At 32.9% G+C, this 23216-nt stretch carries 22 protein-coding genes and 3 pseudogenes; 20 read left to right on the top strand and 5 right to left on the bottom strand.

Annotated features, from left to right (window positions below):
• Window positions 1-44: 44 nt before the first annotated feature.
• A complete protein-coding gene (locus IGI63_RS15315) occupies window positions 45-725 on the bottom strand; it encodes an IS6 family transposase (RefSeq protein WP_429976188.1) in 681 nt (226 codons plus the stop codon).
• 125 nt (window positions 726-850) lie between these two features.
• Here IGI63_RS15315 and IGI63_RS15310 point away from each other — a divergent pair.
• The 5 genes and pseudogenes from IGI63_RS15310 to IGI63_RS15290 all read left to right on the top strand — a co-directional run.
• Window positions 851-1366: pseudogene (locus IGI63_RS15310) on the top strand (IS6 family transposase); the annotation flags it as partial.
• A 251-nt stretch (window positions 1367-1617) separates the two neighbouring features.
• A complete protein-coding gene (locus IGI63_RS15305) occupies window positions 1618-2745 on the top strand; it encodes a TIM-barrel domain-containing protein (RefSeq protein WP_429976310.1) in 1128 nt (375 codons plus the stop codon).
• Window positions 2746-2819: 74 nt separating this feature from the next.
• Window positions 2820-3227, top strand: a complete 408-nt coding sequence (locus IGI63_RS15300) for a DUF5110 domain-containing protein (protein ID WP_429976187.1) — start codon at window positions 2820-2822, stop codon at window positions 3225-3227.
• A gap of 602 nt (window positions 3228-3829) precedes the next feature.
• On the top strand, window positions 3830-5314 hold the full coding sequence (locus IGI63_RS15295) for a sulfatase-like hydrolase/transferase (RefSeq protein WP_429976186.1): 1485 nt from the start codon (window positions 3830-3832) through the stop codon (window positions 5312-5314).
• Window positions 5315-5565: 251 nt separating this feature from the next.
• Window positions 5566-6684, top strand: coding sequence for an SPASM domain-containing protein (locus IGI63_RS15290; protein ID WP_429976185.1), 1119 nt, complete (start codon window positions 5566-5568; stop codon window positions 6682-6684).
• 340 nt (window positions 6685-7024) lie between these two features.
• Here IGI63_RS15290 and IGI63_RS15285 read toward each other — a convergent pair whose 3' ends face one another.
• A complete protein-coding gene (locus IGI63_RS15285; RefSeq protein WP_429976184.1) occupies window positions 7025-7732 on the bottom strand; it encodes a GntR family transcriptional regulator in 708 nt (235 codons plus the stop codon).
• Between the two features lie 249 nt (window positions 7733-7981).
• Here IGI63_RS15285 and IGI63_RS15280 point away from each other — a divergent pair, with 249 nt between their 5' ends.
• From IGI63_RS15280 to IGI63_RS15250, 7 genes and pseudogenes are all read left to right on the top strand, one after another.
• On the top strand, window positions 7982-8851 hold the full coding sequence (locus IGI63_RS15280) for a PTS mannose/fructose/sorbose transporter subunit IIAB (RefSeq protein WP_429976309.1): 870 nt from the start codon (window positions 7982-7984) through the stop codon (window positions 8849-8851).
• Window positions 8852-8883: 32 nt separating this feature from the next.
• A complete protein-coding gene (locus IGI63_RS15275) occupies window positions 8884-9675 on the top strand; it encodes a PTS mannose/fructose/sorbose/N-acetylgalactosamine transporter subunit IIC (protein WP_429976183.1) in 792 nt (263 codons plus the stop codon).
• The gene (locus tag IGI63_RS15270) at window positions 9659-10474 is read left to right on the top strand and encodes a PTS system mannose/fructose/sorbose family transporter subunit IID (protein ID WP_429976182.1); all 816 of its coding nucleotides are present in this window, start codon (window positions 9659-9661) and stop codon (window positions 10472-10474) included. Before IGI63_RS15275 ends, IGI63_RS15270 begins: the two co-directional genes overlap by 17 nt.
• A 38-nt stretch (window positions 10475-10512) precedes the next feature.
• Complete coding sequence (locus IGI63_RS15265; RefSeq protein WP_429976181.1) at window positions 10513-11115, top strand: YitT family protein; 603 nt, start codon at window positions 10513-10515, stop codon at window positions 11113-11115.
• Between the two features lie 20 nt (window positions 11116-11135).
• Window positions 11136-11432, top strand: a complete 297-nt coding sequence (locus IGI63_RS15260; RefSeq protein WP_429976180.1) for a metallophosphoesterase family protein — start codon at window positions 11136-11138, stop codon at window positions 11430-11432.
• 205 nt (window positions 11433-11637) lie between these two features.
• A complete protein-coding gene (locus IGI63_RS15255; RefSeq protein ID WP_429976179.1) occupies window positions 11638-12063 on the top strand; it encodes a hypothetical protein in 426 nt (141 codons plus the stop codon).
• A pseudogene (locus IGI63_RS15250) lies at window positions 12015-12643 on the top strand (DDE-type integrase/transposase/recombinase). Before IGI63_RS15255 ends, IGI63_RS15250 begins: the two are co-directional and overlap by 49 nt.
• Window positions 12644-13660: 1017 nt before the next feature.
• On the opposite strand, the gene IGI63_RS15245 reads toward IGI63_RS15250, so the two are convergent.
• Complete coding sequence (locus tag IGI63_RS15245; RefSeq protein WP_429976178.1) at window positions 13661-13942, bottom strand: helix-turn-helix domain-containing protein; 282 nt, start codon at window positions 13940-13942, stop codon at window positions 13661-13663.
• A gap of 883 nt (window positions 13943-14825) precedes the next feature.
• Between IGI63_RS15245 and IGI63_RS15240 the strand changes: the two genes are divergently transcribed.
• Window positions 14826-15113 (top strand): DUF1648 domain-containing protein, encoded by a 288-nt coding sequence (locus IGI63_RS15240; RefSeq protein ID WP_429976177.1) that lies wholly within the window; start codon window positions 14826-14828, stop codon window positions 15111-15113.
• 100 nt (window positions 15114-15213) lie between these two features.
• Here IGI63_RS15240 and IGI63_RS15235 read toward each other — a convergent pair whose 3' ends face one another.
• Together IGI63_RS15235 and IGI63_RS15230 are read right to left on the bottom strand one after the other, a co-directional pair.
• Window positions 15214-15474, bottom strand: a complete 261-nt coding sequence (locus tag IGI63_RS15235; RefSeq protein ID WP_429976176.1) for a hypothetical protein — start codon at window positions 15472-15474, stop codon at window positions 15214-15216.
• 384 nt (window positions 15475-15858) lie between these two features.
• On the bottom strand, window positions 15859-16422 hold the full coding sequence (locus IGI63_RS15230; RefSeq protein ID WP_429976175.1) for a TetR/AcrR family transcriptional regulator: 564 nt from the start codon (window positions 16420-16422) through the stop codon (window positions 15859-15861).
• Between the two features lie 185 nt (window positions 16423-16607).
• On the opposite strand from IGI63_RS15230, the gene IGI63_RS15225 reads away from it, so the two are divergent.
• From IGI63_RS15225 to IGI63_RS15195, 7 genes and pseudogenes are all read left to right on the top strand, one after another.
• Window positions 16608-18512 carry a heavy metal translocating P-type ATPase gene (locus IGI63_RS15225; RefSeq protein ID WP_429976174.1) on the top strand — a complete coding sequence of 635 codons (1905 nt, stop codon included), beginning with the start codon at window positions 16608-16610 and terminating at the stop codon, window positions 18510-18512.
• Between the two features lie 31 nt (window positions 18513-18543).
• Window positions 18544-18700: pseudogene (locus IGI63_RS15220) on the top strand (IS6 family transposase); the annotation flags it as partial.
• 878 nt (window positions 18701-19578) lie between these two features.
• On the top strand, window positions 19579-19881 hold the full coding sequence (locus IGI63_RS15215; protein ID WP_429976308.1) for a PTS lactose/cellobiose transporter subunit IIA: 303 nt from the start codon (window positions 19579-19581) through the stop codon (window positions 19879-19881).
• Window positions 19881-21275, top strand: coding sequence for a glycoside hydrolase family 1 protein (locus tag IGI63_RS15210; protein ID WP_429976173.1), 1395 nt, complete (start codon window positions 19881-19883; stop codon window positions 21273-21275). The genes IGI63_RS15215 and IGI63_RS15210 overlap by 1 nt, the downstream gene beginning before the upstream one ends.
• 44 nt (window positions 21276-21319) lie before the next feature.
• Window positions 21320-21610: a PTS sugar transporter subunit IIB gene (locus tag IGI63_RS15205; RefSeq protein ID WP_429976172.1), complete on the top strand. Its 291-nt coding sequence runs from the start codon at window positions 21320-21322 to the stop codon at window positions 21608-21610.
• A 6-nt stretch (window positions 21611-21616) separates the two neighbouring features.
• Entirely contained in the window at window positions 21617-22921 is a 1305-nt protein-coding gene (locus tag IGI63_RS15200) for a PTS sugar transporter subunit IIC (RefSeq protein WP_429976171.1), read from the top strand.
• Between the two features lie 84 nt (window positions 22922-23005).
• On the top strand, window positions 23006-23200 hold the full coding sequence (locus IGI63_RS15195; protein WP_429976170.1) for an HTH domain-containing protein: 195 nt from the start codon (window positions 23006-23008) through the stop codon (window positions 23198-23200).
• Window positions 23201-23216 lie beyond the last annotated feature (16 nt).

The following is a 23216-nucleotide window of genomic DNA, read 5'->3' as shown; positions in this document are numbered from 1 at the left end:
CAAAGTTTCAAAAATAAAATCAGTTCCTGTATTGTTTCTTCATTTTAAACTGGAATACCCAATAATTGCTTGATTTCAAGCGTCACTGAAAAGCCGAAAAGAGTTCCTTCATTTCGGCTTTTCTTATAGATTCCTCGAATGGCTTCCATCCCCTTAATCGTGGTTGAGGCAGTACGGAGACTTCGATAAAATTTATTCCGGCGTTTAATTGGACGATGATCTTGTTCAATCAAATTGTTCAAATATTTCACGGTTCGATGCTCTGTATTGCTATAGAGACCGTTCTTTTGAAGCTTCTTGAAGGCTGCTTTAATTGAGGGTGCTTTATCCGTGACAAGAACCTTTGGTTCACCAAACTGTTTCCGTAATCGTTTAAAGAACCCATAGGCTGCCTGCATATCTCGTTTTTTACGTAACCAAATATCCAATGTTAATCCATCCGCATCAATTGCTCGATACAGATAATGCCACTTTCCTTTGATTTTTATATAGGTTTCGTCCATTTTCCACGAGTAAAAGGACTGTTTATTTTTCTTTTTCCAAATTTGATAGAGGATCTTTCCATATTCTTGAACCCAGCGATAAATTGTCGTATGGCATACATGAATTCCGTGATCATACAAGACTTCTTGCACTTCGCGATAGCTGAGGTTGTATCGAAGATAATAGCCTACGGCTACAATAATCACATCTTTTTGAAATTGTTTGCCCTTAAAGTAATCCATCTTCATTCCTCCAAACTATCATTTTTTATTATTTTACCCTAAAATGGACTTATTAGAAAAGTTTGCAACAGAACCTTTTTACTCTACAATTCAAAATAAATTTACAAAAAAATGGAAGTGCAATTGTGAAAAACCAATTCAAAGGAAAGCAGTATGACTATCGAATCATTATTGAAGCCATTAGCTTATATTATCACTTTGGACAAAGTTATTGTGCGTGTGCCAAAATTATGAGGGAATTTAGTATTGGCATGGATTATACAACCATTTATCGTTGGGATAAACAGTACGGGAAAGGTCTTTTACCACTTATGAGAAAAATGAAACAAACGGAGAGTCTTGTCTCAATTCTGGAGAATTGACGAAGCATACGTCAAGGTCAAAGAAAAAGATCGGCTGTCTTTATCGTGCTATTGATTCAAACGGAGACACCTTAATGGTTGCGTAAACATCGAGATACGGTCTCCACAAAAGCCTTTATTAAGCGATTAATCCAGGAATATGGGCAGCCACGTTCGATTGTAATAGATAAGTATACCCCTTCATTAAAAGTTATTAAAGAGCTGAAAGAAAAGGGAATTCTGGATCCACAGGTGAATCACTGGAAGTCTAAATATCTCAATGATATCCTAGAAAAGGATATCATATTTTAACAGGTAGACCGCGTTTGCTACCGCTTTACGCCTATTATCCTGCACATTTAAATGCTTATAACAGGGACTATTGGGTGGAAGTTACTGAGGAAAGCGATGGAGCTATTAAGTTTCCTAATGGAAAATATTATAAAGAGTACCAACCAATCAAAGAAAAAGCTTTTAATACCGATTATCACTTCGATACCATAGAAATTGATGATCAAAAACTGGTTCCTAACGTCTCAATAACGCATAAAGTGAGATTTATTGATCCCAATAAAAATGAGTATCCAAAAAAAGCTATTCAAGAATCCTTAAATGGAGAAAAAAATAATTATCAATTTTCAGCTAGATCCATCATTGATCGCTATAAAAAATATGACTTACCGTTAGGGTGGTTTGTGCCTAATGATGGTTATGGAGCGGGTTACGGTCAAAGTGATAGTTTAGCAGGTGATATTGAAAATCTAAAAGAATTTGGTAATTATGCTCGGATAAATGGAGTGGAATTGGGACTTTGGACTCAAGAAAATATTTCACCTAAAAATCCAAAATTTCCAGAAAAAGAAGATCGGGATTTAGAAAAAGAAATAAAAATTGCTGGGGTAGCATCATTAAAAACTGATGTGGCTTGGGTAGGCGAAGGTTACACTTTTGGTTTAAATGGGATATCTGAAACTTATAAAAAAATGAGCAGCTTAAATCAAAAGCATCCTTTTATTGTCATCCTTGATGGATGGGCAGGAACGCAACGTTATGCAAGTATTTGGTCTGGTGACCAAGAAGGTTCCGATTGGCAAAATATAAAATTCAATATTCCAACTTATCTTTCCACAGGTATTTCTGGTAATCCTAACGTTGGAGGCGATATTGACGGGATTTTTGGTGGAAACAATCCTATTATTCAAACACGTGACTTGCAGTGGAAATCGTTTACTCCTTTACAACTTTCCATGGATGGTTGGGGGAGTAAACCGAAAGATTTAGGAATTCAATTTGGCTCAGAATTTTTAGATATTAATCGTTTCTATTTAAAATTAAAAACAACGTTATTACCTTATTTCTATTCTTTAGCTTATGAATCTAACCAAACAGGAGCTCCAATTGTACGACCAACTTTTTTTAATGAATATAATGAATTTACCTATGGATCCAGTTTAGAAACACAATTTTTAGTTGGAAAGTATTTATTAGTTGCTCCAATTATTGAACCTTATCAAATGAAACAAAATGGCGATTCAAAACGAGCCAGCGTATATTTGCCAGATCACAATACCACTTGGTACGATTTCTTCACTGGGACTCCTTACAAAGGCGGTACAAGTTTAGCTGATTTTGATGCTCCATTTTTGATGCTCCATTATGGAAATTACCATTATTTGTAAAAGCTGGCAGTATTTTACCGTTTTTCAATCCAACCAACCAAGTACAAGACATTGATTATACTAAACGTCATTACGTGATTTATCCAAGTCAAGAAGCGAATACATTTATCGAGTATGAAGATGATGGTTTTAGTAATGAATTTGAGAATGGTAACAATTTGATAACAGAGATTACACAACAAGAAACTGATGACAAAGTTGTAGTAAACCTTAATCCATCTAAAGGAAAAGGCTACGCTAACTTAGTAGAAAATCGAGAAACAATCATAGAAGTCTTTTTATCTGTCACCCCGAAAAGAGTCAGATTTAATGAAAAAGAAATATCTAATTGGGAATTTATAGATAAATATTTGTTTACTTTTGCGGCAGAAAACAGTGGATCTTCTTTTTCAAAACAAATTATTAATTGTGGTAAATTTGTGAAAATAACATTACCAAGGACAAGTATCTTTACTAACATCACAATAGAAATTGTAAAATAAATGGTTTTGTTGATGTTCTATAAAATAAATTCCTAAGTTTACTACAGACTGTGTGAGTTCTAAAATAGTTTAGTTTTAGAAATAATCCTGGAGGAATAATGGATATATTTTGAAATAACAAATCGTCACTGAACTTCAAAAAAATTCGGTATAGCTTCAACTACCTTATTGATGAATATTCTCAAAAGGGATACAGTGATTTTCAAAGACTGATATTCTAGCTTTGAAAATTAAAATATTCGTCTAAAAAAGGAGGCTGAAACCTTAAAAAGGTATTTACATCTTCGCAACAAAAAATGATAAGAGATTCGGAGATGATTGTTTTGATTAAACAAAAAGATTTAAATATTCTACCCTCTTGTGAACTTTTGAGCTTAACTAGTTCAAGCTTTTATACAAGAAGAAAGCACGTTGTCTTTAAAAACGAGCTCCGTCGTAAACGTCTAAAACATAAATATAGGCCACTCATGACTATTTGAATCAAATTTATGGGCCACCCCCAAATTACGCCAATCTACTAAAAAAAGGGGTGGAAATCGATGTATACAGAAAAAGAGTATAGGATAAAAAATTTGTTTTCAAAAAGAAAGGAAGTTCCTTAAATGAAACGACCAAATATTTTATTCATAGTTACAGATCAACAGCGAAAAGATACCTTATCTATTTATGGTGATTTACAATGTGACACGCCTGTTTTAGATGCATTGACACAAGAAAGTACCACATTTGAAAATGCATATACAGTTTGTCCTATTTGTACTCCTGCCCGGGCTTCTCTTCAAACGGGAGTATATCCAATGCATCATGGTATGCTGACAAATTCATATAATTATGGAAATATGGTTCAAGAATTACCTGATTCACCTAACTTATTGAGTCGGCGCTTAGCGGCGGCAAATTATCAAGTTGGTTATACAGGGAAATGGCACTTAGGATCAGGCGTGGAAAATGTAAAAAACGATACGTATATTCAACAATACATGAAAGATATTGGCTTTGCTGAATTAAGGTTAGGTAAAGATAGTCTACCAACAGCAGTAGGATATCTAGGCGATGACTTTCCTGGGCATGGGTTCGGTGGTTATCATTATCCACAATTTAAAAAGTATTTACAAAAAAATAATTTGACTTTTCAAGTTGAGAATATCCTAACAGGTTTTTATGGCAATCACCAAGCTGGTGTGGTAACAACAGGGATTGAAAGCACCATTGAACATTTTTTGATTGAACGGAGTAAGACCTGGATTGAGACATTTAAGCATAAAGAAGAACCGTGGTATTTCCAATTGAATTTTTGGGGACCCCATGAGCCTTATTTTGTGCCAGAAGAATTTTATCAGATGTATGAAGAGAGGAAGCTTGCTCCTTGGGCAAATTTCATTGATAGGGGTCTTTTAAAACCACGTATTCATGATATGAAAAGAGGGAACTTTACTACTTGGTCAGAAATAGAGCCAATCGTAAAGCATTATTTTGCAGGGGTATCACATATTGATTATCAAATTGGGCGTTTGTTAGAGTATTTAAAACAGGAAGATTTGTATGATGAGACAATGATTATCTTTAGTTCAGATCATGGGGAATCACTGGGGATACATGATGGCTTATGCGATAAAGCTATTTTTATGTATGAAGAAACGTGTAGTATTCCGTTACTCGTAAAACCAGCCCTTGGGCAATCTGTAGCAGCGGTTACCGAATTTGTAAACAGTTGCGATATTTATTCAACAATTCTTGATTATGCAGGTGTTGATCCTCAACTGCAGAAACGAGATGGTCAATCGTTTAAGCCACTAATAGAAGGGCAAACGAGCTGTTGGCCAGAAGTGGTTGTCACAGAATGTTCAGGGATTGGCAGTTTGTTGTTTTCTCAGCGGATGATTCGAAAAGAGAATTGGAAATATGTATTTAATGCCGGTGATACAGATGAATTATACAATTTAAAAACAGATCCGTATGAACAAATTAATCAAATAGAAAATCCGTTATTTTTAGCAAAAATACGGGAAATGCAGCAAGCATTAGCTAATTGGATGGAAAAAAATAATGATAATTTAAAATTTGAATTTCAACAATTTTTGAAGTGAGAAAGAGTTATAATAAATTTGCTGTTAAAAACAATTCAAAGTAAGCAATTTTTTTGGAGTAGATGTAACAAAATTGCCTAGTTATGAATTATCAAATATTTTTGTCGGTTATGCATAATATGTTGTCTTATTTATTCATGATAGATTGAATAAATTAATAACCATTAATTTTAGATTGGCAACAACAATATTCGATATGGAAAATAAACAGTAGACAGTCACTAGGTGTAACCTAAGAAAGGATCTACTTCATGAAATATATTTCAGTGTTAATTAAACCTGCATCAGGATTATGTAACATTCGATGTCAGTATTGCTTTTACGCCGATGTAAGTTCCTTGAGGGAAGTTGATTCTTATGGCAAAATGTCCCTAGAAATAATGACAAAAATGATTGAAAACATTTTTATCGATTTAGAAAATGGCGATCATTTAACTTTAGCCTTTCAAGGAGGAGAACCAACTTTAACTGGGTTAAACTATTTTCAAAAAATGGTAGAAACTGTTCAAAACCAGTCAAAAAAAGTGCAAGTCGATTATGCGTTACAAACAAACGGGCTGTTGATAACCGAAAAATGGTGTCAGTTTTTAAAAGAGCATCATTTTTTAGTAGGGCTGTCAATTGATGGTCATCCGTTGTATCATGATTTGTATCGTTTAGATACGAAAGGCAAAGGGACTTTTCATCGTGTGATGTTGACAAAGAAGCTATTTGATCAGTATCAGATTGACTATAATGTGTTGTGCGTGTTAACGAATCCATTAGCAAAAGAAGCGAAAAAAGTTTATCAATTTCTTCAAAAGGAAAATATTCAATATATTCAGTTTATTCCATGTTTAGATGAATTATATGCAGAAAAACGTAGTTCTTATGCACTAACACCTGAACGTTTTGCCTCTTTTTACCAGCAAATATTGAAACTTTGGTTAAAAGAATTAAATGAGGGGACATATCGAAGTATTAAACTATTTGACGATGTATTTCATTTATTTAGGACCAATCAACTGAATGCGTGTGGACTTACAGGAAGATGTCAAATACAGTATGTGATTGAAGCAGATGGTAGTGTTTATCCTTGTGATTTTTACGTTTTAGATGACTATCGTTTAGGTTATATTCAAGAAAAAACATTGAAGTGCTTATTTGAAAAAGCAAGCAGTGTTCAGTTTCTCTGCGAACCACATCAAACGGAAGCCTTTTGCCAAAGCTGTCCGTTTTTGACAAGTTGTCATGGTGGGTGTAAGCGAATGAAAGAAGCCATGTATGTCAATAAAAACCATGATTTTTGTGGATATCAAAGTTTTTTGAAGAATTATTTACCTCGTTTACAAGAAATTCAGCAATTGGTTCAGAATCTACCTAAGACGTAAGAAAAACTTTTTTTCTGGATTGAATCTGTCACAATAGATATAAAATAAAAAATAGAGGGGACAAATTACCTTACGTAGTAATACATGAAGAAACAGATTATAATGTGGCACGCATAGTTTGAATTCTTTGTTACACAATGTTGATAAAGAGGAAATATAGAATATCGTCAGATCCAGAGGGTTTTACTATTTAGTTTGTGATGCTTTTAACGTGAATAATTCAACATGCAATGAATTATTTTTTGATGTTTTTTATCTTTATAGACTGGCTGACAAGAATATGGTAAAAGCACCAGTATCAAAAAGTATAAAAAACAAAAATAGAAGTAGAAACCGAAGATTACTCGGGATCTACTTCTATTTTTATTTTAAAATATTTCCAATGTTTATAGCTGATAATATACTCTGCTACACTGCCATCGGTTAAATAAGAATGTTTTACTTGTTTTATAGCCGGTTCACGAAAACTTAAGTGTAATAGATTTAATAGTTTAGGATCATCAGGAAATACAACTTCGTTTGTTTCAACAGAAGATAATGAAAATAAATCAATTGAAAAATCTTTATGTACCCGATCATAAATACTAGAATATATATTTAGATTTTTGGAAATAGGCTCTTTTATAAGTTTTTTAGGAAGATGTGTGACATGTACTAGGAATGGTGTGCCTTCAGAATAGTGAACGCGCTTAACTTTATAGTAAGAGATATTAGCAGGAAGACCTAGTTCTTTTAGAATTTTAGGGTCATTGTCTTCTTCAACAGAAAGAACGATCACTTTTTCTGAAGCTAGTGTACGCAATTTAATGTCCGAAAATTTTATATTTTGAGAAACTTTTGATTTAGAAACAAACGTACCTTTTCCTCGAATACGATAAAGATAACCTAAACTAGTCAATTCATTTAGGACTTTAATAGCAGTAATAGAGCTCACGGAATATCTCTGTTTGATATCTGCTTCGGAGTAAAATTTATCACCAGGAATAAAGATATGATTTTTAAGTTCTTGTAGAAGTGCTTGCATAATTTGTTTATATTTAGGAATCATAAAAGGTTCACTCCACTCTTGTAATCGAATATTATCAGAATATCATGTTAATCATTCCCTAGCAAATAAGAATGTGAAATGTAATACTATGTTTCTTTGTAACTTAACATGTTAAAATGTTAAAATGTTAGGTTTACTAATCACTTAACATGTGATATAGTTTTTTTGTAATACGGATAGTATACCAAGTGAATAAAAGCACAAGGAGGGAAATTAGTGAAAAGCATTGTATTAATTAGTCATGGTGGAATGGCAAAAGGAGTCAAAAGTAGTGTAGAAATGATTGTTGGTAAACAAGAGAATCTACATGTGGTTTCATTACGACCAGATGGAGATAATCTTCAATTTGAAAAAGAACTAGCTGAGAAAATGAAAGCCCTTAACGGATCGACCCTCATCATCGCTGATCTTTTAGGTGGAACTCCGTGTAATGTAGCAACAAAGAACTATTTAAATGTAGATGGGATTGAAATTATTGCTGGGATGACATTATCTATAGTGATTGAAGCAATAGTAAATCAACATGCTTCTGTAAAAGAATTAATTGATCTTGCAGAGAAAAATATAATTGATGTAAAAGCAACAATAAACAAAGTAGAACAGGAAATTAACGAATCAGGTGAAGAGGAAGAGCCAAGTAATTATAGTCAGTACGCAGGGAAAGAAAACATTGTAAATACAAGAATTGACGAACGTTTAATTCATGGACAAGTTGCAGGCATTTGGACGACTAGTTTAAATACTCAGAGAATCGTTGTTGCTAATGATGAAGCTGCTGCTAATCCTTTACAAAAGTCTTCTTTACGAATGGCTGCTCCTTCTTCAATGCGATTATCAGTTTTACCAGTTGAAAATGCGGCAAGAAATATTAGTTCTGGAAAATATGGAAAGCAACGAATATTCTTATTATTCAAAAATCCAAAAGATGTTCTACTTAAAGTAGTTAATGTTGGAAATATGAGTTATAAAAAAGGTGCTAGAGAGATAACTAAGAGTATTCAAGTTTTACCTGAAGAGGAAACTATTTTTGAAACAATAGCATCGAAAGGCATTAATATAAGCGCTCAATTAGTTCCTAATGACCCAGTAATTGATTTTATTAAAAAACTAAAAAATTAATCAATTTTATTTATAAGCTTGGAGGAAAGATAATGGAATTAACTATTTATCAAATAATATTACTTACGATATATTCATTTATTGCAATCAATGATTCACTTATCACTAATACTTTAACTCAGCCAGTAGTATCAGGTTTTGTAGCCGGTTTGATTATGGGAGATATGAAAGTGGGTCTAACAGTCGGCGCTACATTACAGCTAATGCGCTTAGGGATTGCAGCTTTCGGTGGAGCAAGCATTCCGGATTACTTTTCTGGTGCGTTGCTAGGAACTGTTTTTGCAGTATTATCAGGTCAAGGAGCAAAATTTGGAGTAGGATTAGCTGTTCCAGTATCATTATTAATGTTACAGCTGGATGTTGTAGCTCGTTTTTGCAATGTATTTCTATTGCATAGAATCGATAAAGCAATTGATAATTTAGAAGATCAAAAAATAAGTCCTCTTGTTTTATCTGGTTCTATGCTATGGGGGGTAAGTAGAGCAATTCCCGTTTTAATTATGCTACTTGCCGGATCCGCAACAATCCAATCTATCACTACTAGCATGCCAGACTGGCTTATGGGTGGATTAAAAACAGCAGGAGGAGTACTTCCTGTAGTTGGTATAGGTGTGTTATTACGATATTTACCTGTGAAAAAGTTTGTTCCATTTTTAATTTTAGGCTTCGTTTTATCTTCTTATTTAAAATTACCAATATTAGGAGTTTTTTTATTAGGATTAGTCATTGCCATGCTATTTTATAAAATGAATTCTACAAAAAAAGAAGAAACCACTACAAAAGAACATGTACTTTTAGAAGGGGGATATGATGGTGATGAGTGAAAGTAAAAAAATATTAACAGAAAAAGATTTAAATAAAATGAGCTGGCGATTTATCTTAGGAAGTCAGTTAAATTGGAATTATGAACGAATGATGAGTTCGGGTTACCTGTTTGGGATACTACCAGGACTAAAGAAGCTATACAAAGGCAATCCAGAAGAATATAAAGATATGTTACACACTCATAACCAATTTTTTAATACAAATGCTATCTTTGGAAACTTAATTATGGGGATTGATCTTGCTATTGAAGAAGCTGATGGCTACAAAGCAAAAGAAACAATAGTTGCGTTAAAAACGGCTTTAATGGGGTCATTCGCAGGAATTGGGGATTCCCTATTTCATGTTATTTGGGGAACGGTGTTTGGATCGTTAGCTGCAACATTAGCAATGGATGGTAGTCCAATAGGTATATTTATTTGGGCGATTGCTAATTTAGTATTAGTGTTCTTCCAATCGCGTTTACTTCAATTAGGTTATAAGCAAGGAGTAAAATTAGTTACTGTTATGAAAGATAAGCTAAATGCTTTCACAGATGCAGCACTAATTTTGGGGATAACTGTTATTGGTGCATTAGCTCCCACGATAGTCCGGACAACTGTTCCATTTGTTTATAAACATAATGGTGTAAAACTGGTTATTCAAGATACTTTAGATACGATTTTGCCTAACTTAGTTCCAGTTGTGTTAGTAGGGCTTGCTTATTGGTTATTAGGACGAAAAAAAATGAATTCTACGCGTGTGATTGTATTCTTTTTAATCCTATCAATTGTTCTATATAATTTGAAAATATTAGGATAATCATAAACTTAATTAAATGAAGCGAAGGCAGTGTAGGAATGGAAAATTTTATGGAGCATAGCAAGTCTTTATTAAAAATTATAGGTGGAAATGTCTTGTTAGGAATCGCTTATTCAAAATGGATGAAACCGAGAGGAATAATTAATGGTGGAGTGACAAGCTTGGCGATGATTGTAAATAAGGCAACAGATATTAATATTTTATATTTAACGTCTGGAATAACGATACTTCTACTTTTTGCTTCATTTTTCTTTTTAGGAAAGCAAAACCTATTGCGCTCCATTGTAAGTAGTGCATGCTATAATCTTTTTTTTAGTATTTTTTATACGTTACCAATTAGACTAGAAGTGAATTTACCAGTTGATTTTGTACTTGCAACTATTTTTGTTGCAGTAGGATACTATTGCTGTCTTTCAGAAAATTCATCAACCGTTGGAGTGGATGTACTTGCGCTAGTTATCCATAAAAAAAATCCTAAAATAGCTGTAGCTAAAGCTATTCGACTTTTAAATTATACTGTATTGGCCTTTGGTTTACTTACTTATGGTTTAACTTCTGTTGCAATAGGTGTTATTTTTAGCTATGTTCAATCACTATTATTACATTATTTATTAGAGAAGAAAGAAAAAAAGTTTGAATAAAAAAGAAAGAGGCGATAGTAATGCTAGGTTTAGGTAATTTAGAAAGTTTCTTTTTAATCTCTGATAGTCATGTAGGCAATTCTGCAGTGGGAATGGAAGATTTTGTTATTGCTTTGAGAAACATGAAAAAAATAAATAAAGAGACAAATCTTTTTCATTTAGGGGACTTAACAAATTATGGGGACTCAATTTATATGGCAAACTGTTTAACTGAAATTTCATATTTTTTCCCTGAAGCAATAATTACTTTAGGAAACCATGATGTCAGAGGAAGAAAAATGGTCTTGCTGAGAAAGTTGATAATGATGGTTGGATAGATTTTTGGAAAGTATTTTGGGATTCGAAAAAAGATACTTTAAATGATCCACGGTTCAATTCATTTAATCAAGTAAAAAGTATTTTTTTTCATGTAATAAAAAAACTTTTGGAGAATATGAATATGATAATTGTTTAATTTTTTCTTTGTGTACGGAAAGGCCTATAAAGGATAGCTGTTATTTAACAAAAAATCAATTGGACTCATTGGAAAAAACAATTGAAAAATCAAAAAAAGAAAAGAAAATAGTGTTTATTCTGTCACATCAGGCACTAAATAATACTCATATTGGAAGTAATGATTTTCATGGTTTTGGTCCACAGAATGATCAAGTAGAAGCAATATTAAACAAAGGTAAAAACATTGTTTTTTTTAGTGGTCATATACACAATGGAATAGGGAAAAATCAAATTATTAAGAAAAATTTTGGATTTTTAGTAGATACACCGTCTTTCTGTTATCCAGAGAGTGGCTTAATGGAGAAAGGAGTAGGGTACTATATTACTCTAGAAGAAAATAATATCAAAATAGAAACTTATTTTTTTGGAAATGTTGTAAACGAAACTTACAAAAAGCTAGAAAAATATACAGCAAATATCACTTTAAAAGAAAACAATTTCAAAAAGATGTGAAGATAAGTAGCCATTGGCTACTATCTTCATTATAATCGCAGTTATCGAGAAGTTCAAGAAGTCCTTTATGATAATGATATTCATATTTGTCATACATTAATTTATCATTGAGTAAAAGAATGTGAGAATGTCCTCTATCAAATTTGGAAAAAGAAAAAGAGACATTCTTTCTACTTATGGGAAATGATGTTATTTATATCGTGTGATTGATGCTGGAGAACTGACTCTAGATATCTGACTGTGAAAAAGCGTGATACGCAATCAGTTGTTTGGTGAATCAAAAGTTCTTGTTACTGACAAAGCATCTCCTATTCATAGTATATTCAAGGAGATACAACAATCTGGTTTATACACAAATACAGAGCATAGAAAAGTGAAGTATCACAATAATTTAATTGAGCAAGATTATTTCTGATGGAAACGTTAGAATAAATTTTATCAAAGTTTTCGAATTGCTTCAGCCATGATTAAGGACATGGAAGCCTTTCGAGAAATCTACAAAAAAAGCTAAGAAGAGTGCACTCTTTTTGGCTTTTCAGTTTGTATGGAAATAAATTCATTATTGGGAATTACAGCTTAATCGCTCATCAGGAATATACAAGTACGATTGACTTTTAGTTTTTGTAACAGAACCCGCCGCCGGGGATAAAAATGAATTTATTGAACAACAAGAGAATTATCAGGAAAAATGTTAAATAATATATCTATTCGAAACCATAATTAATATTTTTATATCATTAATTTTGTTTTTCTAAAAACATAAAACTATTTTATTCTTCTCCTAATTTTATTGAACGACCACACGAGCATGAAATCTTTACAAATAATTTTAATGAAATTAATTTTACAAAGGAGTGAGTAGAAAACATGATTTGATTATCCGGTGGAAGGCTTCATTGATGATTGTTATGGAAAAATTTATTCTAAGCTGTTGTAAGAAGATATTCAAAAACTGACATTAAACTAATTAACAAACAATTGTGATCTAGAAGTAGCTGAGAGAAGCAGCAGTTATTTTTCTCAATTCAGAAATTACGAGCTACTATAAAGCAACTAGATAATTAGATTATGGATATGCGGGAAAAAACTGTCTATAAAGAAATGTTTAAAGAGAATCTATAAACAAATACTTCTCAACAAAACTTGTTGGAAAGGAATTGGTAGAAATCGTTCAGTTAATGCAATGATCAACGTTAATCAAACTTTATTGTGATAAAACACCACATAAGATTTATGAGTGATCCGACAATTTGACAAGCAATTCTAGATAGAAAAAACCGTCACTAAATATAGTCGCGGTTTTATGTTTGAAATCAAATATTTAGTATCGAATAAAAAAGTAATCCTAGTATTCCTATTCCAATTAATAACCAAACTATTTTTCCGATTGGGTGATTAGGATTAATTGTTAAACCTAATCCATAGGCTTTAGGGATGAAAAGAGGCTGAGGCACATTACTTTCATTTTTATAAAATGATTTATATAAAATATAACTCGACGCAACAAGGGGTATACTAATAAGGATAACAATTGTAGCTAGAATATTTTCATATAATTGTTTTTTAAAAAAAATATTAGATAAACTAAGTAACACAATTAACAAGAGAGAAATGGCAGTAATATAACTAGCAATTCTTTCTTTTTTATTATTTTATAATCTTTTTCAACTTTTTTCATGTAGGCGGAATCTCCTTTTAACATATAGTCAAGGGATAAGGAATAGTTTTCACTAATAGATATCAGCGTGGGGATGTCTGGAAAATTTTTTCCATTTTCCCAATTGGAAATGGTCTGTCTTGTAACGAATAATTTCTCTGCCATATCTTGTTGTGTAATTCCTAGTTCAGCTCTCCTATCTTTTAAAATTTGTGCAAACATTTTTTCTTATCTCCTTCCAATAGTAGAGTAGTACAAAAAAATTTTTTGTTCAAGAAAGCTTGATTTGACAACGCGCAAGAAACTCTTGCTTTTTGATATTTTATCTTGCCAATTGCCCGTAGTTTTCTCACTAGAATATTAACTATCATCCGTTGGCATTAAAGCTCTAAAATCATTCCATAGATAATTCGTCAAATTTCTTTTTAGTGTTAAATAGAGCTTGCATAGTACTTTTTGGAAATTCTAAATGTTTCTGATAGATAAAACTATCTATTTCTATTGTAAAAGCTTCACCATATAAAATTTGTGCAAGTTGTATCACTTTAAAGTATTATGTGTTATAGCATAGTGACTTAACATTGAAGATTTTTTCGGGTGATCCTAACGCATAAGCTACCGCAAATAGTGCTGCGTATTCAACTACTACAAGCACATTATCAGCTAGAATAATGTTTACTACTACTGATGATTTTACTTTTGGCTCATCAATTTCTATTTTTTGTAATTTAATATATGTTTCTTCATTTTAATATAATCGATTAACAAAATAATGAAATATCTAATTGAGCGATTTTCTTCAATATCTCTGATGCGTAAATTTAAGTTTGGCAAGCATTGATGGCCACATTCTTCATGAATCTCTGTATATTTAAATGCTATCATTATTGTAATAGAGCTTTGGAGGAATTATTTCTATTTGAATTCTCCTTTCACTATTAAGAATATATCGGAAAATTTGTTTTTTCACATGAATTACATTTTCATACTTTACACCCATTAAATTAATTTTCAATGAATTTATACTAAATCCTTTAAATTTAATTCATAGTTTGTTACTATGTGCAAAATAATAAAAATAAGCAAAAATGGGGGCATATAATTTATGTTTAACTACATTTCTAAGAAATATCATAAAATTGTTCAGCTTAATTTTATGTGGGCGGTTCTTGCCTTCCTTTTCAATTTATATCTATTTCCAAAATTACCCACAATTATTCCAAACCATTTTCAATGGGATGGAACTCCCGATAATCCTGGTGGGCGTTTTATTATTTGGGTTCTGCCATTGATTTTTATTGCTTTAAGTATTTTATTTAGCGAAAAATCACTTTTTAAATTTTTTTCTGTTGTTAACTCTGTCTTAAATAAAAACTTAGCAGCAATTTTTTAGTTGATTTTATGGATGTCTATTCTTTCTGCTTATTTTTATTATTTTTCTTTGGCTCATTAATGAGCCATACTTGTTAATATAAAATACCAATTTAACAACTTTATTTTGAATTGTAAATAAATCGAAATAGGAGGCTATGCAATGGATGTATGGCACTTGTTAATGCCGTGATCATACAGAATTTTTGGACCTCTCGATAGCGGAATTTTGAGTTTGCGGTCACCATTTTTGGTAAGCTCATGGATTTTATTAGACGGTACACTCGGCCGATACTAATTGAAACACCATTTTCACGTTGTAAAAAAATTTGTATTTTAGCAGCACCTAATCGATAATTTGTTTCTGTATAAATCGGGGTCACTGGAACATCCATATAGAAAATAGCGATAGTGAGTCATGAAAAAAACAAGGAATGTTGTTAAATCAACGTTTCTTGTTTTTTCCTTTTCCTCATCAAAAATATTCTTCTGGAACATTCGTACAAAAAATAGCGGTAGGATTTAAAACACGAACATTTTAGTTTTATTATGAATTTAAATGATACTTCTATATCGTTTAAAATACAACTTGAGAATTCTATATATTTTATGCACAAACAGTTAGTAAAATCCCCAGACCTATTCTTCAAAAATACTCATATCTATACATCGAAAAGATAGATCCTCTGGAATTAAATTGAAAGTCTATTCATGGTTGCTTAACGAATTGGATCAGCCTATTGTTTTTGAAAACTTTGCAACATGCCTTAAATGATTGGAAAAATAACTGATATAAAATAAGAAGTCAATTCTTCTGGACTTTGTTTTAAATTGTTTTTTAACCACCACCGAATCATTTCAATAAAACTGCCAGTTATGTGATTTAAGAGAAAAGCATCTGGTACTGCTTTGTTTTTTCTGTCGACGTTTGAAAAAAGTTGATCAAAAAATAAGTCATTAAGGTACTGTTTGAAAAAGTGTAGGAATAGTTCACTACTTTCAGATAGTAGTAAACCGCTGATATTTTTTTTGTTGTCCTTTAAATGATATAAAATATGAGTTATTAATATTTCAGAATTATCATCGGAAAAGGAAAAGTCATGGCTTTTTTCTTTTACTAAATTATCGGAGAAAATATGAGTAAAAAGATCCAAGCATAATTCATTAAGTAATGCGTCTTTAGTTTCAAAATGCGAATAGAAAGTGCTCCGACCAATATTTGCTAAATCAATAATTTCTTGAATTGTAATTTTATTATAATCTTTAATCGTTAATAAATGATTGAAGGCAATAAAAATTGCTTCTCTTGTTTTTTTTTGTCGTCTATCCATCAATGCGATTCCTCCATATAAACAATTTAGCCAAAACGTTCAGTATAATCCAAATTAAAATAATTGTTCCTTGCTATAAATAAAAACAGTTCGTACAATATTAATGAACAGGATGTACATTAATGAATAAATCGTACATCTTGATTAAGATAAAATCAAGTAGAACTTAAAGGAGGACTTATTAAATGCTATTAAAAATAAAAAAAATAATTCTAAATGAAGAAAGTCGCAATATATTGTTTGTTGTTATTTCAGCCGCTGCTTTAATTTTCAGCCTTACAGGAGTTATGAAAAATAAATTTCCTTTTGATATTGCGTGGATTGCTATAATTCTCTGTGGAATTCCCATTTTGGTTGAATCAGTAACGTCATTAATTAAAGAACGCGATATTAAAGCTGATATGTTAGTATCAATTGCTTTGGTGGCTTCTATTTCTATTGGTGAATATTTTGCAGCTGGGGAAGTAGCATGGATAATGGCAATTGGAACTTTGTTAGAAGACATGACTGCTCGAAAAGCTCGACAAGGTATTGAAAAATTAATAGATCTTACACCTAAAACTGCTAGGATTAAAAGAGAAGAGGCGGAAGAAGTAATTCCCATATCTGATGTTCAAACTGGAGATATTTTGGTAGTTCTAGCTGGAGAAACAATAGCGGTTGATGGCATTATTATAGCTGGGACTACTGCAATCGATCAATCAATAATGACTGGTGAATCAATTCCTGTTGACAAAACAGTTGGGGATAATGTCACCAGTGGTACGTTGAATCAATTTTCTACTTTTGAAATGCGTGCGACCAAGGTAGAAAAGAATAGCTCATTGCAACGTATGATTCAATTAGCAGAAAAAGCAGATGCTAATAAAGCACCTGTGGTAAAATTAGCAGATCGTTGGGCAACATGGTTAGTAGTAATTGCGCTTGGCATTGCACTTTTAACGTGGGTACTTACTGGTGAAGTTATTAGAGCGGTTACAATTTTAGTTGTTTTTTGTCCATGTGCGTTTATTTTAGCTACGCCCACGGCTGTCATGGCGGGTATTGGTAATGCTACGAGATTTGGTATTTTAATTCGTTCTGGTGATGCGCTACAACGCATCGCTCAAATTGATTCTATAGCTTTTGATAAAACAGGAACGCTTACTCAAGGGAAGATGGAAGTTATTGGTGTTGAAAATTATTATTATGGTCTTCATGTAAGTGAACTTTTACGATTAGCAGCTTTAGCAGAACAACGTTCTGAGCATCCGTTAGGTAAAGCGATTGTAACTCATTATTTGAATAATGGTGGAACAATTGAAAAGATCAAAGATTTTAAACTAGAAAGCGGAATGGGAGTTAGTGCAAAAATAGGTGGACGAATAGTTCTTGCTGGTAAAGCTGAGTACATTAAGCGTACTAATGCTATCATTTCTGCTGCTGCTGAACGTAAGGCACATACTTATTTAAAAAAAGGAGCCACGGTTATTTACGTATGCTTGGATGGATCGTTTGCAGGATTTATTGCTTTAGCAGATGTTTTACGACCCACAGCAAAATTAACAGTCAATCAATTGAAGCAAATGAATATTCATCCAATATTATTAACTGGTGATAATATAGATACAGCAAAATTTATCGCTTCAAAAATAGGAATTGATGAAGTAAAAGCAAATCTTATGCCAGAAGAAAAAATGTCCTTGATTCAAGAACTTATTCAAAATGATAAAAAAATTGGTATGATCGGAGACGGTGTTAATGATGCATTAGCGCTAAAAACATCATATGCAGGAATTGCTATGGGTGGCATAGGTAGTGATATTGCGGTTGAAGCAGCAGATGCAGTATTAGTAAGTGATAATATTGAACGAATTCCGTATTTAGTAGCAATGTCAAAGAAAGTTATGAAACGTATAAACTTTAATATTATGATAGCTATGATTTGGAATATATTTGCTGTTGGATTATCAACAATGGGTATTTTAAATCCAGTTACAGCAGCACTAGTTCATAACGTGGGGTCTGTGTTTGTAGTAATTAGTTCCGCTCTATTAATTACAAATCAAGGTTCTGTTACAAAGTTTTTTAACAAGTCCGTTTTAGGATGAAATAGAAAAAGAATCGCTTGGAGGAATGAATATGAATCACTTTAAAGGAGAGCAATTTCAAAAAGATGTGATTATCGTAACTGTTGGCTAATATCTTTATCATAGCCTCAGCTACCGAGAAGTATAAGAAACCCTTTATGACCGTAGTATTCATATTTGGCACACCATTATTTATCACTGGATACAAGATACTGCGGTACTATTCTCTATCAAATTTAGAAAAAGAAAACTTTACAGTGCTTTTATTAAAAGTGTGTTTAAAAAGCTATGAAAAATTGACTTATACATTGAACCGTTATACATGAATGATTTGAGTGAACAAGACAATTGTCTTGTGAAACGGTGGAATGAATTTTATCAAAGTTTGTGTGTTATCTCAACCTGTGAAATCTACAAGAAAAGCCGAAAAGAAGGTACTCTTTTCGGCTTTCTGCCTGTGCTGAAATCAAGATATTACTGGGACCTCCAGATTAATTTATACTAACACAAGTAGGCCTTTGATTTATTTTTAAATTTTACAACAAAACTCTAGCAGGTAGAGACTCCCGTGTAACCTATGGCTAATGTCATTTTGGCTAGGGTATAATACATACTTTTCACCCCACGATGCAGCATCGGTCTACTAGTGTTAGATCGGTATACTTTCTCTATCAATATTGCCATTTGTAACCACTATTTTACCACATTATCCCAGTAGCTTTCACACCTGAAAATTACTTTTTAACGCATGTACTGGTAAGGATACCTTAAGTGGAGGTGGTAGCTCTTATTACAATTATATAAATAATTTTCAGGTTGTAAACTAACTTTTGTGGAAAAACCGAATCTATTATATCAAAAGCTTAAAGCCTGCTTAAACAGTAATAAAAAGCTTTCAGCAATTAATTTATTTTGTCTTCGAAATCTCATTTCTAAGAGTGTGCGTTCGAATAGCAAAATCACGGAAATAAAATTTCCACTTTAATGTGGAAAATAAAAAATTTAATTTAAATAGAAAACGCTTTATAGTTGAGGTATAGAAAAAAAGGAGGAAGTTTATTTGGGGAAAGTAAAAATTGGAACTGAAATGGAATCAATGACGATAATTTTACACGCTGGTAATGCAAAAAGTGATTCATATGAAGCGCTACAAGCAGTAAAAAAAGGCGACTTTAGGATTTTTGAAGAAAAATATCAATCAGCAAAGGGTGAAATTAAATTGGCACATAAAGCTCATGCAGAAATGCTGCGCAAGCTCTCTGCGGAAGGGCTTATGAATGAAATTGACTTACTGCTTGTTCATGCCGAAGGACATTTAACATCGACCGCAATCGCGGTTGATATGATTGGTGAGTTTGGTGAGCTATATAAATGGAAGGAGACAATTTAATGGAAAATAACTTTTTATGGGGTGGTGCAACAGCTTCGTATCAATGCGAAGGTGCTTGGAATATCGACGATAAAGTAGAATCAATGTGGGATCGCTATTTACATGAGAACAATCTGGAAAATGGTGATGTCGCTAGTGACCATTATCATCGTTTCGAAGAAGATATTCAAATGATGAAGGAAGGCGGACAAAATTCTTATCGTTTTTCTCTTTCTTGGCCGCGGATCATTAAAAATAAAGAAGGCGATATTAATGAAAAAGGGATTAAATTTTATCAAAGCTTGCTAGATACTTGTCATAAATATGATATTGAGCCTTTTGTAACGATTTATCATTGGGACCTGCCGCAATATTGGGAAGAAGAAGGCGGATGGCTGAACCCTCAAGTTATCTATGCTTTTGAACATTTAGCAAAGGTTTGCTTTGAGCATTTTGGTGAGAAAGTTCGAAACTGGACAACGTTTAATGAACCTAAATGGTTTATTGTCAATGGCTACTTCATTGGCAATTATCCACCGTGTTTACAGGATGTTCAGAAGACGATAATTGGTGCTTACAATGTAATGTTAGCAAGTGCTCTAGCTGTACGAGCTTTCAGAGCTGGAAGTTATCAGGGACAGATAGGCATTGTTCACAGCTATACCCCAGTTAATGGTGTAGATGATACAATTGAAACTCGGATAGCTATGCGCTATGCCGATAATTATTGTAATAATTGGATTTTAGATACTGCAGCTTTAGGTGAATTTCCAATTGATTTAGTAGCAAAATTAGCTCAGGACTATGATATCAGCTTTATGAAAACAGAAGAGTTGAAAATCATAAAAGAAAATACCGTTGATTTTATTGGATTAAATTATTATGCTCGAACCTTGGTGAAACCATATACTGGGGGCAAAACACAGCTAGTCTTCAACCACTCAGGGAAAAAAGATCAAAGTAAAGTAGTGATCAAAGACTGGTTTGAACAAGTAAAAGATCCAAACAGCGAATTTACCGCATGGGATACCGAAATCTATCCGAAAGGATTACGAGATGGATTGATTGAAGCTTGGGATCGCTATCATCTTCCAATTTATGTAACGGAAAATGGTGTGGGTGTGAGGGAAGATGTGACGGTAGCTCAGGTGAATGATGACTATCGCATTTACTTTATGAATGATCATATCAATGCCATTATGAATGCGATGGATCATGGAGTGGATATTCGTGGCTACTATGCTTGGGCATCATTTGATTTATATTCATGGAAAAACGGCGTGGAAAAGCGTTATGGTTTAGTAGCTGTTGATTTTGAAAAGGACCAAATCAGAAAACCAAAAGCATCTTATTATTGGTTTAAAGAAATCATAGAAAGTCAAGGGAAAAAAATTCAAAGAAGATCCTTTGATTAAAAAGTAACTATTATTTTTTCTAATAAGAAGAGGAGAGAATAAAAATGAAAAAAATCATGCTAGTATGCAATGCTGGAATGTCAACAGGGATGTTAGCAAAGAAAATCGAAGCAGCTTCTGATTACACACTAGAAGTAAAAGCTTATAGCGAATCAGAATATCAAGATTATTTACAAGGAGTGGATTTAGTCTTGATTGGCCCGCAAATTCGGTTCTTAAAACCTCAAATCGAAGCGGCCGTTGACGTGCCAGTAGAAACAATTTCACCAATGAAATATGGCATTATGGATGGTGAGGGTGTTTATGAGGATATAAAAACATTGATTGGAGGATAAAAAGTCATGGGATTTAGTAAATTCAGTGATACGATGGACAAATACATCTCACCTTTGGCAAATAAACTGAGTCAGCAGCGTCATTTAAAAGCTACGCGGGATGCCTTTATGTCTATGCTACCGATAACTTTGTTTGGTTCGATTCCAATTATTTTGAATGCACCACCTGTGACGAAAGATACAAAAAATATTTTTTTGTTAGCCTGGGCAAGCTTTGCGGAAAAGAACAGTCTGGTTTTAAATTGGATCAGCGGCGTAACCCTGAATGCGATGGCCTTATTCATTTGTGTAGGGATAACTTACTTCTTGTGCCGTCACTATAAAGAAGATGTTTTGCGTCCAATGATGTTTGCACTTGTCGGTTTCCTAATGCTTGTCTTAACACCGCTAAAAATGGGTTGGGATGGAAAAGAAGTCGAAATCAGCTTTTTAGATGGACGGGGAATCTTACTGTCACTTTTTGTCGCAATCGTTACAGTGGAAGGATACCATTGTATGCGTAAAAATAATATTGGTCGAATTAAGATGCCCGACAGCGTTCCGGCTTCTCTTTCAGAGACCTTTGCTGCTTTAGTGCCAGGCTTGATTTTGATGACGTTCTTTTCAATAATTTTTATTCTTTTCCATGCGTTTGATACAACAGCTGTTCAATTTCTATACAATACTATGGCGCCAAGTTTTAAAGCAGCTGACAGCCTACCCTTTACAATTATCAGTGTCTTCTTGATCCATTTGTTCTGGTTCTTTGGAATTCACGATGCTGCTCTAGCAGGAATTCTTGGACCAATTCGTGATGGAAATCTATCTATTAATGCTGCAGAAAAGGTGGCAGGAAACGATTTAAGCAATATTTTTACGACACCATTTTGGACTTATTTCGTCATTATCGGCGGATCTGGTTCAGTGTTAGCCTTAGCCTTCTTAATGATGCGTTCAAAATCCAAACAGTTAAGTACAGTTGGGAAAATTGGTTTGATTCCTTCTTTCTTTGGTATTTCTGAACCAATGATTTTTGGAACGCCATTAATGCTAAATCCGATTTTCTTCTTTCCTTTCATCTTTACTTCAGTTTTTAACGCAGTTGTTACTTATCTCTGTATGTCGTGGGGAGTTGTAGGAAAAACCTTTGCTGTCTTTTCTTGGCAGATGCCGTCACTAATAGGTGCTTTTCTATCCACAATGGATTGGCGTGCAGTTATCCTAGTGTTAATTCTGATCATTCTCGATGGACTGATGTATTATCCATTCTTAAAAGTTTATGAGAAAAATCTTGTTCAGTTGGAAAATGAGAGCAATACAATATCAGAATAATTGTTATAATAAATAGTAGAAGTTTAATAGTTTCTATGCTTTTTTGGAAATAAAAATTAGTTATTTGTCATAGGAGGAATCATAGTGAATATTTCTCAAAGACAAGAAAAAATTCTAGAGAAATTGTATCTAAATCAACAGACTTTTACCGCTGAGCAGCTGTCAAAAGATATTGGGGTTTCGTCGAAAACGATTCGAAATGATGTTCAGCAGTTAAACCAACTTACTGAACGAGCCATAGTCCTATCAAAGGCGGGAGGGGAGCAGGGTTCTATTTAAACCCTGAAAACAATCA

Source organism: Enterococcus sp. DIV0086 (genome assembly GCF_050498705.1).
GTDB lineage: Bacteria > Bacillota > Bacilli > Lactobacillales > Enterococcaceae > Enterococcus > Enterococcus faecalis.
Note: the sequence above shows the minus strand (reverse complement) of the source record. Positions and strands in the feature narration are given on the sequence as shown.